Source organism: Amycolatopsis sp. NPDC005232 (genome assembly GCF_040607795.1).
In the GTDB taxonomy this organism is placed as follows: Bacteria; Actinomycetota; Actinomycetes; order Mycobacteriales; family Pseudonocardiaceae; genus Amycolatopsis.
The window spans coordinates 39207-51861 of record NZ_JBEXHL010000051.1 but is presented as its reverse complement, the minus strand read 5'-3'; the positions used below and the strand labels follow the sequence as shown (position 1 = coordinate 51861).

The window sequence follows — 12655 nt, the reverse complement described above, 5'->3', positions numbered from 1 at the left end:
CGCCCGGTCCCATTCCGAACCCGGAAGCTAAGCCTGGTAGCGCCGATGGTACTGCAACCGAAGGGTTGTGGGAGAGTAGGACGCCGCCGAACTAACATTAGGGTTAGGCCCCGGTTGAGAATCTTCACGGTTCTCCCGGGGCCTAACTCTATTTCCGCACCTTTTCGGCCGCTGCCGGCCGGGTCCTCGACTCAGCGCCAGCCGTAGCGAGTCTGCGACGACTCGCTACCTGTTGCGAAGGCGAAAGCCTTGTCGGGCTGGACCCGGTAGAGCTGAACGTTCCCGGTCCGGATGGCGTCGCCCAGTTGGTACCACGTTCCGTCCTCGCGGGTGAGCTGCCAGCCGTAGGCCTGCTCGAACGCCGTCGCCGCGGTTTCCCTGGTGGGCTGGTCGGTGACGAGGCTCGCGGTGCCTTCGATGATGTAGTCCATGCCGGTCAGGGTGCCGGTTCCGGTGCTCAGTGTGCAGGCCTGGTCGGAGCTGAGGTTCTTGGCTTTCTGCTCGTTGTCGCCTGTGGTGAACCACATCGCGCCGAGCGCCCAGATTGCCAGCAGGGGTGTCACGTGGGGGCGGCCGTCGCGGCGCACCGTGCACAGGTGGAATTTCTGGATGTGACGCAGTGCCCACTCCGTCGCCTCCCACGGTGTCGGGCTGGCGCCCGGCGAGGAGAAGGGACCGAGGCTGGTCTGCGGCGCGCTCGAGTTGTCAGCAGTAGGAGTGGACATCATTTTCTCCTTCGTGCGGAAGCTCAACGGGTCCCGGACAGATGGTCGGCGAGGATCGCGGTGACCGACAGCGCGGTGTCGAAGTTCGGTACGAGCCGGGTTTTCGTCAGGGCGAAGGCGACTCCGCGAGCGGGGTCGGCGTAGGCGTAGCTGCCGCCCCCGCCTGGCCAGCCGAAGGCCGCGGAGTTCTCCTCGGCCGGGGCGCCGATACGGCCGATCGGAAAGCCCAGGGCCATGCGCGCCGGGTTGCCGAAGACCTGGTCCGTGCCCTCGAATGCGAGCGCGGACAGTTCCGTCAACCGCGCGGCATCCACGAGCGTGCCTTGCAGCACGGCGTTGTACATCGCGGCGAGGCCGTGCGCGGTGGCCGTACCCACGGACGGGATGTCGGCGCGCAGGATTGTGCCGGTGTTTCCGAAATCGGCACTCGGCCGGCTTTCCCATGGGGCGAGTATCGCGTCGGCCGTGGCAGCCGGCCAGTGCGAAGCCTGCTGCTCGAGGCGCGCGAAATCCGCCGGCGCTTCCTCCGGAGCCCCGAAGTAGAGCTGCCCCTCGATCCCGAGCGGCGTCGTGATCCACTCGCGCAGCAACTCGGACATGGACCGTCCGGTCGCACGGCGGGCCAGCTCGCCGACGAGGTAGCCGAAGGTGAACGAGTGGTAGCCCGTGGCGGTCCCCGGCGGCCAGCACGGCTCGGCGGCGGCCAGCGACTCGCACACCCTGGACCAGTCGGGAAGCTCGCGCGGGGTGATCTCGCGCGGCATGGCCGGCAGTCCGACCGTGTGGGTCAGCACGTGCCGGAGCGTCGCCGTGGCTTTGCCGTGGGCGCCGAACTCGGGCCAGAGGTCCGTGACCGGGCTGTCGTAGCCGAGGAAACCCCGCGCGACGAGCAGGTGGGCGAGCATGGCCGCCACGTTCTTGGCGGTGGAGAAGCTGAAGATCGGTGTGCCGGAGGTGAGCGGTCGTCCCGGCGCGGCCGTGCCCGCCACCGCGTCGACGATGAGCGCGCCGTCCTCGTAGACGGCGACCTGCAGACCGGTCTCCGCGCCGGTATCGACCAAAGTGTCGAGCCGGCGTTGAATCCGGTCCTGGAGCTCACCCATCGCTGCGGTCCACCGGCCGGCGCAGCAGGTACGTGTCCATGATCCAGCCGTGCTTTTCGCGGGCCTCCGCACGGACCGAGCGGAGGCGGGCGGCCAAAGCGGAGTCCAGGAGGCCCGACAGCAGGATCTCGTCCGGGGTGCCGACGTACGCGCCCCAGTAGATGTGCAGACCCTGGTCGGTGAACCGGTCGAACGTGGTGTGCGCGTCGAGCAGGACGAAGACGTCGTCGGCGTCCGCGGGCCAGCCCGTGGCGAGGCGGCGGCCGGTGGTGAGCTGGACGGCGCGGCCGATCTGGTTCATCGTCGTGCGGTGGCGGGCGACGAGCGCGGAGATGCTGCTCACGCCGGGGATCACCTCGTAGTCGAAAGCGACGTTGCCGCGCGCGAGCACTGCCTCGATGAGGGCGATGGTGCTGTCGTACAGCGACGGGTCGCCCCAGACGAGGAAGGCGCCGGTGTCGTCGGGGCCGAGGGAGTCGCGGATGAGACGCTCGTAGACGTCCGTGCGGAGCTCGTGCCAATCGGCGACGGCGGCGCGGTAGTCGGACGGCGTGCGATCGCGGTCGGGGTCCGTGGCGGTGACCACGCGATAGCCGGGGCGTGTGACGAAGCGCGACAGGATGTCCTGGCGCAGCCGTACGAGGTCGGCCTTTGCGGAGCCCTTGTCGAGGACGAAGAACACGTCGACGCGGTTGAGGCGGTCGATCGCCTGGACGGTGAGGTGTTCCGGGTCGCCGGCCCCGATCCCGATCGCGTAGAGCTTCCGCATCACCGCAGTCTGCCGGGCCGGGTAACCGGTCCCACAAGCGGCCCACGTGGTGAACCCCTACCCCCGAGGGGTATAAAGAGATCAGGAACGCCACAGCACGAAGGAGCCGGTGATGACCGAAGCCACCTACACCGTCGAAGGTATGACCTGCGCGCACTGCGTCGGCGCGGTGCGTGAAGAGGTCGGAGAGCTCGCCGGTGTCCGGGAAGTCGACGTGGACCTCGCGTCGGGCGCGGTGAAGGTAGTCAGCGAGCAGCCGCTGGCCGTGGACGCCGTCTCGGCGGCCGTGACCGAGGCCGGCTACCGGCTCGTCGCGTAGGCCGCCATGACCACGACGACACACGCTCCGCAGACGGTCGAGCTCGTCATCGGCGGGATGACGTGCGCTTCGTGCGCCGCCCGCGTGGAACGCAAGCTGAACAAGGTCGACGGGGTCACGGCGAGCGTCAACTACGCCACCGAGAAGGCCCACGTCGAGTTCCCGGCCACGGTGTCGGTCGACGACCTGGTCGGCGTCGTCGAGGCCACCGGTTACACGGCGCAGCGCCCCGAACCCGAGAAGCCCGAAGCCTCCGATCCCGACGACGAGACGCGTCCCCTGCGGGACCGGCTGGTCTACTCGGCGCTGCTGACGGTGCCGGTGATCCTGCTCGCGATGGTCCCCGCGCTGCAGTTCGACAACTGGCAGTGGCTCTCGCTCACCCTGGCCGCGCCGGTCGTGGTGTGGGGCGCGTTCCCGTTCCACCGCGCCGCGTGGACCAACCTGCGCCACGGCGCCGCGACCATGGACACCCTGATCTCCCTCGGCGTCTCCGCCGCCACGCTCTGGTCGCTCTACGCCCTGTTCTTCGGCACCGCCGGCATGACCGGCACGCGCGACGCCTTCACCCTCACCGTGACCCCAGGGATGGGCACGAACAGCATCTACCTCGAGGTCGCCTCCGGCGTGACCACGTTCATCCTGGCCGGCCGCTACTTCGAAGCCCGAGCCAAGCGTCGCTCCGGCGCCGCCTTGCGCGCGTTGTTCGAACTCGGCGCGAAGGACGTCACCGTCCTGGCGAACGGCACCGAACGCCGCGTCCCCGTGAGCGAGCTGCGAGTGGGCGACACCTTCGTCGTGAGGCCCGGGGAGAAGATCGCCACCGACGGCGTGGTCACTGAGGGCAGCTCCGCGGTCGACGTCAGCATGATCACCGGCGAATCAGTGCCCGTCGAAGTCGCCACCAGCGACGCCGTGACCGGCGCGACCGTGAACGTCGGCGGCCGCCTCGTGGTGAAAGCCACCCGGATCGGCGACGACACCCGCCTCGCCCAGATGGCGCGGCTCGTCGAGGAGGCCCAGAACGGCAAGGCCGCCGTGCAGCGGCTGGCCGACCGGGTGTCCGGGATCTTCGTCCCGATCGTCCTCATGCTCGCCCTGATCACGCTCGTCGCGTGGCTGGCGAGTGGCGGCGACGTCGCCGAAGCCTTCACTGCGGCGGTCGCCGTGCTGATCATCGCCTGCCCCTGCGCGCTCGGTCTCGCCACGCCCACGGCGCTGCTGGTCGGCACCGGCCGCGGAGCCCAGCTCGGGATCCTGATCAAAGGCCCCGAGGTGCTCGAGTCCACCCGGCGCGTCGACACCGTCGTGCTCGACAAAACCGGCACCGTCACCACCGGCCGCATGAGCCTCACCGGCGTCCACCCCGCCGACGGCATCACCGAAGCCGAGGTCCTGCGCTACGCCGGAGCCGTCGAAGACGCCTCCGAACACCCCATCGCCAAGGCCATCGTGGCCGGCGCCCGCGACCGCATCGGCGAACTGCCCGCGGTCCAGGAGTTCCGCTCGACCGAGGGCCTCGGCGTCACCGGGCTCGTCGCCGGCACCGCCGTCCTCGCCGGCCGCGCCGCCTTCCTGGCCGACTGGGGCATCCACGTCGACGGTTCCCTCGCCGACGCCAAGGCGGCGGCCGAGCAGCAGGGCGCCACCGCGGTGTTCGTGGCCTGGGACGGCGCGGCCAAGGCCGTGCTGGTCGTCGCCGACACGATCAAACCCACCTCGGCCCAAGCCGTCGCCGAACTCCGCGCCCTCGGCCTCACGCCGGTCCTGCTGACCGGCGACAACGCCGGTGCCGCTCAGGCGATCGCCGAAGCCGCCGGCATCGACGAGGTCATCGCCGAGGTCCTGCCCGAAGACAAGGTCGCGGTGGTCAAGCGGCTGCAGTCCGAGGGCCGCGTGGTCGCCATGGTCGGCGACGGTGTGAACGACGCCGCCGCCCTGGCCCAGGCCGACCTCGGCCTGTCGATGGGCACCGGCACCGACGCCGCCATCGAGGCCGGCGACCTCACCCTCGTCCGAGGCGACCTGCGCGCCGCCGTCGACGCCATCCGGCTCGCGCGGCGCACGCTCGCCACGATCAAGGGCAACCTGTTCTGGGCCTTCGCCTACAACGTCGCGGCCCTGCCGCTGGCGGCGTTCGGCCTGCTCAACCCCATGATCGCCGGTGCCGCTATGGCCGTCTCGTCGGTGTTCGTGGTCTCGAACAGTCTCCGCCTGCGCGGCTTCCGCGCCGCACGCTGAACCACGCTGAACCGCGTTGAAAAAAGAGGGGCGCCCCGGCCGGGGCGCTCCTCTGTTCATTGTCCGGACCTATGAGCGGACCAGCCGCGCGATCGCGTCGGAGGCCTCGCGAACCTTCAGGTCGGCTTCCTCACCCCCGGCCGCGGCGGCCTGCACGACGCAGGTGGCCAAGTGCTCGTCGAGCAGCTCCAGTGAGAACGACTGCAGCGCCTTCGTGGCCGCCGACACCTGCGTGAGGATGTCGATGCAGTACTTGTCCTCCTCGACCATGCGCTGCAAGCCTCGGATCTGTCCCTCGATGCGGCGCAGACGCTTCAGATAGGCATCCCGCTCGTTGCCGTAGCCCGTCATCGCGCATCGTCCCCTTCGTTCGCACCTGTACGTCGTCGAGTATACCCACCCCACGTATCCGATACGGGGTATGCGTATTCACGCCCGCACGGCCACCGCGATGACGAGCCCACCGACGTTCGTCGTGAAGTGCACCAGTACCGACGCCAGTACGCCCCGGCCGAAGTGCCGCCACGCGTACAGGAAGACGCCCGCCGCCGCGGCCGCGACCATCGCGAGCACCTGCAGCAACTGCGTCGGGATGCCGCCGAGTGCTGCGTGCACGGCCGCGTTGCGCCCGACGGCCAGCGCCGGCAGGAAATGCCACAGCCCGAAGAACGCCGACGCCCCGAGGATCGGCCCCCACCGCCAGCGGTCGTCGCGCGCGCCGAGCAGCGCCGGCAGCACACCGCGGAACGCGATCTCCTCGACGATCACCGTGCCGAACGTGATCCGCCCGAGCGTGAGCCACAGCAGTTGCAGCAGGTCGGGGTCGCCGACGCGCCCGTCGTCGTAGACGGTCCGCAACGCCGGCACCGCGGCCGCGATGCCGAACACGACCAGGAAGAACGCCGCCCCGACCAGCCCGGTGAGGGCCGCCCGACCGAGCGTCGCGCGGCTGACGCCGAGGTCGGCCGGCGTGTACCCGGCGCCGAACGCCAGCGCGAGCAGCACCGCCGCCGTCACGGCTCCGCAGACCGGGTACGCCCAGCCCGGCAACACCCGGTTGGCGAGCGTGGTCGCCGTCGCCAGCACCACCACGCACACGACGACGAGCAGCAACCGCGTCGACGTTCTCGGCCCGGTGATGGTCATGGCCCCAACTTAAGGGCGCGCGTGATCTCGGCGGGGCGCTCCACGCCGGGGCCGGGGTGAAAAGCCGGGCCGGCGACCCCGTGCTCAGGCCGCTCGGCAGAAGTTGCGGGAGTGAGACAACCGCAGGTCAGCCGGTTGTGGTCGCCTCGGTGAGCGCCGGTTTGCGGCGCTGGACGGGCACGGCGGTGCCGGTGTCGTCGGGCCGCGGGTCCAGCGCGGCGGTCGCCGACGCCAGGAGCTCGCGGGTGCTGGTGAGCGCCGTTTTCAAGCGGTGGTGGATGGCTGTCAGCTCGGCGACGCGGTCGTCGGCCTGGGTGACGATGTCGTTGGCGTGCTCGGTCGCGCGGCGGACCCGGGTGTCGGCCTCCGTCTGCGCTTCGGCGGTCTGCGCGGCGAGTGCCCGGTGGGTTTCGGTGCGCTGGTTCTCCAGGTCGCGCAGGGTTTCCGTGCGCTGGGCAGCCAGGTTGCGCACCGTTTCGGTGCGGTGGGCGTCGAGCTCGCGCAGCGTTTTCGTGCGTTGGATGTCCAGTTCGGTGATCGTCGCGGTGCGGCGCTGGTGCAGGGCCTCGGTGAGGTCTTCCTCCATGCGGCGGCGTTGCCTCGCGCCGGCCTCGTCGGCGGCGGCGCGTTCGGCGGCCGCGCGGCGCATGAACTCCTCGTGCGCGGCGTGCTGGCGGCGGCGATCTTCCTCGGTCGCGGCGACGAGCGCGCGTTCCTTCTCGGTGAGCCGCACGGCCTCGGCCTCCGCGTCGAGCCGCGTCTGCTCCGCCTTTTCCTTTGCTCCCGTGATGATTTCCGAAGCTTCTTCGCGAGTCAGCTCGATCATGCGCCTTGATCGTTCCTGGAGCGCGTCGGGTTCTATGGGCGTGCGGCTGATGCGGTCGATCGTCGCGTGCAGCTCGCGGTTGTGCTCCGCCAGCCGGGCCACGCGCCGCATCGCCGCGTCGCGTTCGGCCGCCACCCGGCGGAGCTCTTCCTGGGCCCAGACCACGAATTCCTTGACCTGGCCTCGGTGATAGCCGCGCCATGCCGGGTCGAAACGGGGCTCGACGGACGTCAGGTCCTCGCCATCTTCGGGGGCCATGGCCTCACCTCCCATTTGGATGGTTTCTCCTCGGGCGCGATGTTTCCTTTGCCGCACCGAGGTTTCCGTGTGCCGTCCAGTGTGCCCGAAGACCGGGCCGCTGTGGGGGGCGGGCACACGATCAATCTTCGAGTGGATCTTGCGCGCCCGTCGCGGTGCTCCGCACGCCGGGCAGTTCCGCGAGTTCGGCCGTCAATTCCGCAAGATCACCGCGGCCCTGCAACCGCAGCGTGACGACCGCGATCCGTTGCCCCTCTTCGGAAACCGTCTCCCTGTCGACCGCCACCTGGTGGACCACCCAGCCGCGTCCGGTACAGCCCGCGAGAACGTTTCGCAAAACTCCGTGCCCGTCGGAGTAGCTCAGCCGCAGAATGGGTGGTTCGCGCCGATGCCGTGCCACGAACCGGGAAAGCGGCGGGAAACCGCGAGTGATCACGATCAGTCCCACGGTCGTCGCCACCGCGAGCACGGGCAGCCCCGCGCCGCACGCGACGCCGACCGCCGCCGCGAGCCACACCGTCGCGGCCGTCGTCAGCCCGCGCACGGCGTCGCGGCGCACGAAGATCAACCCGCCGCCGACGAACCCGATGCCCGAGACGATCTGCGCCGCGATCCGCGACGGGTCGAGCGCCACGTGCTCGGTGTTCAGCAGGTCGGCGAACCCGTACTTCGACACGAGCATGAACACCGCCGACCCCACGCCCACCAGGGTGTGCGTGCGCAGGCCGGCCTGTTTGTTGCCGACCTCGCGCTCGAGGCCGATCGCCGTGCTCAGCACCAGCGCGAGCAGCACGGGGAGCAGCAGCGACCACTGTTCGTCCGTGGACCAGAGAGCGTGCACGCCGACACTTTGCCTCGCCGCTCGCCGGCGGGCCCGCCCGGCCCCCGAGGTGGATCACCCCTAAGCTCGCCGCATGGCCCGCTACTTCGACGTGCACCCGCAGAACCCGCAGCGGCGCTCGCTGGCCCAGGTCGTGGACCTGCTTCGCGAAGACGGGCTCATCGCGTACCCCACCGACTCCTGCTTCGCGCTCGGCTGCCGGCTCGGGAACCAGGAGGGCATGGAGCGGATCCGGGCAATCCGCAAGCTCGACCACCGGCACCACTTCACGCTCGTCTGCCAGGACTTCGCCCAGCTCGGGCAGTTCGTGCACGTGGACAACACGGTGTTCCGGGCGATCAAGGCCACCACGCCCGGGCCGTACACGTTCATCCTCCCCGCGACGAAGGAAGTGCCGCGGCGGCTGATGCACGCGAAGAAGAAGACCGTCGGCGTGCGCATCCCGGAGCACGTGGTCACGCAGGCGCTGCTGGCCGAGCTGGGGGAGCCGATCCTGTCGAGCACGCTGCTGCTGCCCGACTCCGGCGAGCCCCTCACCCAGGGCTGGGAGATCAAGGAAGAGCTGGATCACCAGCTCGACGCGGTGCTCGACTCCGGCGACTGCGGCGTCGAGCCGACCACGGTGGTCGACTTCTCGTCCGGCGAGGCGGAGATCGTCCGCTACGGCGCGGGCGACGCCACGCGGTTCGAGTGAGCTGAGTACCCGATTGAGCTCAGTACCCCACGAGGTAGCGCTGCAGGGTCGGCCCGAGCCAGCGCACAGCCTCGTCCTCGGTCATCTCCGCGACCGGCGGTAGCCGCAGCACGAACCGGCACAGCGCCAGGCCCAGCACCTGCGACGAGATCAGCCCGGCGCGCACCGGTGCCTCGGCGGGGTCCGGGCACACCTTCGCGACCTGCGGTCCGAGCTGGTCGGCGAAGATCGAGCGCATGCGTTCGGCCGCCGTCTCGTTCGTGACGCCCGCGCGCAGGAGCGCGAACAACGTCTCGTCACCCGCCCAGCGCGCCAGCACATGGCGCGCGAGCAGCGTGCCGGCTTCTTCGGGCGGAAGCTGCGTGAAGTCGGGCAGGCGCAGGTCGAAGTGGGCCGCGGCCGCGAAGAGCTTCTCCTTCGAGCCGTAGTAGCGCATCACCATCGACGGGTCGATGGCCGCGTCGGCCGCGATCGCGCGGATTGTCGCGCGCTCGTACCCGTCCGCGGCGAAGCGCTCGCGGGCGGCGTCCAGGATCGCAGCGCGCGTCGCGTCGGAGCGCCGGGGTCGGGCCGAGGTCATGCCAACAACTGTAGGCCAACGGGTGTTGACATGACTAGTACCAGGGCGTCTACTGGATGCCAACAGGTGTTGGCAAACGGATGTTGACTTGGGGGTCGACATGGAATCGGAAGTGCTGGTCGTCGGAGCCGGACCCGTCGGGCTGCTGCTCGCGGGCGATCTCGCCGAAGCCGGCGTGGCCGTGACGGTGCTCGAACGCCGGACTACGGGATCGAACCTGACCAGGGCGTTCGGGGTCCACGCCCGCACGCTGGAGCACCTCGACGTGCGCGGCGTCGCCGACGAGCTCATCGCCACCGGCGCGCGGCTGCGCGAGCTGCGGCTGTTCGACCGGGTCGAGATCGACCTCGCGAAGCTGCCCTCGCGCTACGGCTACCTGCTGATCACGCCGCAGACCCACACCGAGGAGATCCTGCGTTCGCGCGCCGAACGGCTCGGCGCGAAGTTCGTGTGGGGCGCCGAGGTGCGCACGCTCGCCCAGGACCACGACGGCGTCGACGTCACCACCGCCGACGGCCAGCTCTACCGCGCCCACTACCTCGTCGGCGCCGACGGGCTGCACAGCGTCGTGCGCCGGCAGCTCGGCCTGCCGTTCCCCGGCCGTTCGGTGCTGAAGTCGATCATGCTGGCCGACGTCCGGCTCGACTCGCCGCCCGAAGACCTCCTCGTGGTCAACGGCGTCGGCGACGGCTTCGCGTTCGTCGCCCCCTTCGGTGACGGCTACTACCGCGTCTTCGCCTGGGACCGGCGCTCCCAGGTTCCGGACGACGCGCCGCTCTCGCTCGACGAGGTCCGCGACATCACCCGCCGCTCCCTCGGCACCGACCTCGGCATGCACGACGCGCGCTGGCTCTCCCGCTTCCACAGCGACGAGCGGCAGGCCCCGCACTATCGCTCCGGCCGCGTCTTCCTCGCCGGCGACGCCGCCCATGTCCACTCACCCGCCGGCGGCCAGGGCATGAACACCGGCCTGCAGGACGCGGCCAACCTGAGCTGGAAGCTGGCCGAGGTGCTGGCCGGCCGCCTGCCGGAGACCCTGCTCGACACCTACGAAGCCGAGCGGCACCCGGTCGGCCGCCTCGTCCTCCGCAGCAGCGGCGCGATCATCCGCCTGGCGATGATCAAGCCCCTCGTTCTCCGCGAAGCCCGCAACCGGCTCCTCGGCGCCGCCTTGTCCGCGGCTCCGCTCGCCCGCCGCGTCGCCGGCGTGATCTCGGGTGTCGGTATCCGCTACGCGCCGCCGGCTGGTGCTGACGGTCTTGTCGGAGCTCGTGCTGAGGATCGCGACCTCCCGGGTGGCCGGTTGTATGAGCAGTTGCGGGGTGGCCGTTTCGTCTACACCGGTGACCACCGTCCGGCCGGGCTGCCGGACCGGGTGGTGTTCGCGCGGGGTGGCGAGGAGGTGCTGGTTCGACCTGATGCGCACGTTGGCTGGGTGGGGGATCCGGCGGGGTACTTCGGCCGGTGAGCCCGGCTTGCCTGGTGGCCGCCCGCGCCGGCGGCCGGTGAGCCGGGCCGAGCGGGGTGGCGAACCTCGACGGACGCCCGCCCGGGCGAGTGATCATCCACCGACGGCCGCCGGTTGGCCGAGGACGCGGGCCCAGGCGTCGTCGAGGGGGGTGGCGGAGGACGAGTGCCACGCGACCACGGCATCGGGGCGGAGGAGGAGGGCGCCGTCGGGCGAGAGGGCGACGGAGTCGAGCCAGGCGGGGTCGGGGACCGAAACAGTGCGGAGGCCGAGGTCGCGGGCCGTCGCGGTCCAGTGGGTCTCGCCGGGAGGAGTCAGGAGTGCGAAGTCCGGGCCGGCGAGGTCCACAGTGGACACCCCGGGGGAAATCCACGCGTGGGGCACGCGGGTGCCGGGACGGCCGCCCGGGGCGTAGTGGTCGAATGGCGCGGGGCCGCGGGTGTCGGGGACGAAGGCGCCCTCGTCGTACTGTGCGCCGAACAGGGCGGTGACCGGGTCGACAGGGACTTCGCCGCTGGTCACGGACGCGATCATGGTGCCGAGGTGGCCGCTGACCCGGCTGGAGAACTCGGCCGTCGCGTAGCCGAGGGGGTGGCGTTCGGCGTGGTAGGTGTCGAGCAGTGCCGGTGACGCGGACCCGGCGAGCACAGCCGCGAGCTTCCACGCCAGGTTGTGGACGTCGCCGATCGCGGTGTTCGCGCCGGCCGCGGCCATGGGCGGCATGGCGTGCGCGGCGTCGCCGGCGAGGAAGACACGGCCCTCGGCGTAGCGGTCGGCGACGTACATGCCCGACTCCCACGGCATCAGGCTCAGCACCTCGACGTCGAGGTCCGGCACGCCGACCACGGTGCGCAGCAGTTCGCGCCAGCCGTCGTCGCCCAAGGTCTGAGAGCCAGGGAAGTCCGACGTGGAGAACAGCCAGCGGTCGGTGCCGTTCACCGACACGAACGCGCCCGACGCCGCCGGGTTCTCGATCTGGCACAGGTTGAACTTCTTGTCCCGCACCAGTTCCGTGAGGTCGGCGCGGAACGCGATGTCGAGGTTGTCCGCGAGGTGACCGTAGCCGCTGCGCGGAATCCCCAGCGCATCGCGGACCGGGCTGCGCGCCCCGTCGGCCGCGATCAGGTAATCGGCTGCCACCTCCGAGACCTCGCCCCCGGCAGAACGCAGCGACGCGGTGACCCCCGACGAGGACTGCGTGAACGACACCAGCTCCGTCGAGAACCGCACCGAAACCCCGCGGTCCTCCGCGGCGCGGCGCAGCACCGGCTCCAGCACGTCCTGCGGGCACAGCACGCTCGGCGCCGGACTGTGGTCGTTCATCCGGCCGTACTGCGCGATGCCCGCCCGCATCGCCGGCGTGATCTCCGGCCACTTCGCCTCGGCCAGCGTCGGCCCGCTCAGCATCCCCGCGAACGACGCCAGCGGCGCACTCGCCTCCGCCACCGCATCGCTCAGGCCCAGCGCGCGGAACACCTCGTTGCTGCGGTGGTTGAACCGCCGTGCCTTCGGCTGCGGTGACGTGCTCGCGTGCTTCTCCACCAGTACCGCGCGCACGCCGTGGCGGTGCAGCAACAACGCCGCCGTCAACCCGGCGACCCCACCGCCGCTGATCAGCACCTGTGTCCGTTCGCTCATGACAACCCCCAGCTCGACCGACCCGTACACATCCAATCCGAATGTGT

The 12655-nt window shown here is 70.8% G+C and carries 13 protein-coding genes and 1 rRNA gene; 5 read left to right on the top strand and 9 right to left on the bottom strand.

The genetic code is table 11. From position 1 onward, the window contains the following. Positions 1 to 92 (top strand): 5S ribosomal RNA (gene rrf, locus ABZU76_RS47770); the annotation flags it as partial. Between the two features lie 99 nt (positions 93 to 191). Here the strand turns inward: rrf and ABZU76_RS47765 are convergent. The 3 genes from ABZU76_RS47765 to cobF are packed head-to-tail and all read right to left on the bottom strand — an operon-like array spanning position 192 to position 2597. Then, positions 192 to 725 carry a pyridoxamine 5'-phosphate oxidase family protein gene (locus ABZU76_RS47765; RefSeq protein ID WP_354883936.1) on the bottom strand — a complete coding sequence of 178 codons (534 nt, stop codon included), beginning with the start codon at positions 723 to 725 and terminating at the stop codon, positions 192 to 194. Between the two features lie 23 nt (positions 726 to 748). Continuing rightward, positions 749 to 1828 carry a serine hydrolase domain-containing protein gene (locus tag ABZU76_RS47760; protein WP_354883933.1) on the bottom strand — a complete coding sequence of 360 codons (1080 nt, stop codon included), beginning with the start codon at positions 1826 to 1828 and terminating at the stop codon, positions 749 to 751. After that, complete coding sequence (gene cobF, locus ABZU76_RS47755) at positions 1821 to 2597, bottom strand: precorrin-6A synthase (deacetylating) (RefSeq protein WP_354883930.1); 777 nt, start codon at positions 2595 to 2597, stop codon at positions 1821 to 1823. The genes ABZU76_RS47760 and cobF overlap by 8 nt, the downstream gene beginning before the upstream one ends. A 112-nt stretch (positions 2598 to 2709) precedes the next feature. On the opposite strand from cobF, the gene ABZU76_RS47750 reads away from it, so the two are divergent. Both ABZU76_RS47750 and ABZU76_RS47745 read left to right on the top strand, forming a co-directional pair. After that, positions 2710 to 2916, top strand: coding sequence for a heavy-metal-associated domain-containing protein (locus ABZU76_RS47750; RefSeq protein ID WP_220243038.1), 207 nt, complete (start codon positions 2710 to 2712; stop codon positions 2914 to 2916). Between the two features lie 6 nt (positions 2917 to 2922). Further along, on the top strand, positions 2923 to 5157 hold the full coding sequence (locus ABZU76_RS47745; protein ID WP_354883927.1) for a heavy metal translocating P-type ATPase: 2235 nt from the start codon (positions 2923 to 2925) through the stop codon (positions 5155 to 5157). A 69-nt stretch (positions 5158 to 5226) separates the two neighbouring features. Here ABZU76_RS47745 and ABZU76_RS47740 read toward each other — a convergent pair whose 3' ends face one another. From ABZU76_RS47740 to ABZU76_RS47725, 4 genes are all read right to left on the bottom strand, one after another. Next, the gene (locus ABZU76_RS47740) at positions 5227 to 5508 is read right to left on the bottom strand and encodes a metal-sensitive transcriptional regulator (protein ID WP_220243036.1); all 282 of its coding nucleotides are present in this window, start codon (positions 5506 to 5508) and stop codon (positions 5227 to 5229) included. A 78-nt stretch (positions 5509 to 5586) separates the two neighbouring features. Then, positions 5587 to 6303: a CPBP family intramembrane glutamic endopeptidase gene (locus ABZU76_RS47735; RefSeq protein WP_354883924.1), complete on the bottom strand. Its 717-nt coding sequence runs from the start codon at positions 6301 to 6303 to the stop codon at positions 5587 to 5589. Between the two features lie 127 nt (positions 6304 to 6430). After that, positions 6431 to 7387: a DivIVA domain-containing protein gene (locus tag ABZU76_RS47730; RefSeq protein WP_354883921.1), complete on the bottom strand. Its 957-nt coding sequence runs from the start codon at positions 7385 to 7387 to the stop codon at positions 6431 to 6433. Positions 7388 to 7508: 121 nt separating this feature from the next. Beyond that, entirely contained in the window at positions 7509 to 8228 is a 720-nt protein-coding gene (locus ABZU76_RS47725) for an MgtC/SapB family protein (protein ID WP_220243033.1), read from the bottom strand. A gap of 73 nt (positions 8229 to 8301) precedes the next feature. Here ABZU76_RS47725 and ABZU76_RS47720 point away from each other — a divergent pair, with 73 nt between their 5' ends. After that, entirely contained in the window at positions 8302 to 8922 is a 621-nt protein-coding gene (locus ABZU76_RS47720) for an L-threonylcarbamoyladenylate synthase (RefSeq protein ID WP_220243032.1), read from the top strand. 19 nt (positions 8923 to 8941) lie between these two features. On the opposite strand, the gene ABZU76_RS47715 is transcribed toward ABZU76_RS47720, so the two are convergent. After that, positions 8942 to 9502 carry a TetR family transcriptional regulator gene (locus ABZU76_RS47715; RefSeq protein WP_354883916.1) on the bottom strand — a complete coding sequence of 187 codons (561 nt, stop codon included), beginning with the start codon at positions 9500 to 9502 and terminating at the stop codon, positions 8942 to 8944. 112 nt (positions 9503 to 9614) lie between these two features. On the opposite strand from ABZU76_RS47715, the gene ABZU76_RS47710 reads away from it, so the two are divergent. Continuing rightward, positions 9615 to 10970, top strand: coding sequence for an FAD-dependent monooxygenase (locus tag ABZU76_RS47710; RefSeq protein ID WP_354883913.1), 1356 nt, complete (start codon positions 9615 to 9617; stop codon positions 10968 to 10970). A 93-nt stretch (positions 10971 to 11063) separates the two neighbouring features. On the opposite strand, the gene ABZU76_RS47705 is transcribed toward ABZU76_RS47710, so the two are convergent. After that, on the bottom strand, positions 11064 to 12608 hold the full coding sequence (locus ABZU76_RS47705; protein ID WP_354883910.1) for an FAD-dependent monooxygenase: 1545 nt from the start codon (positions 12606 to 12608) through the stop codon (positions 11064 to 11066). Between the last annotated feature and the right edge of the window lie 47 nt (positions 12609 to 12655).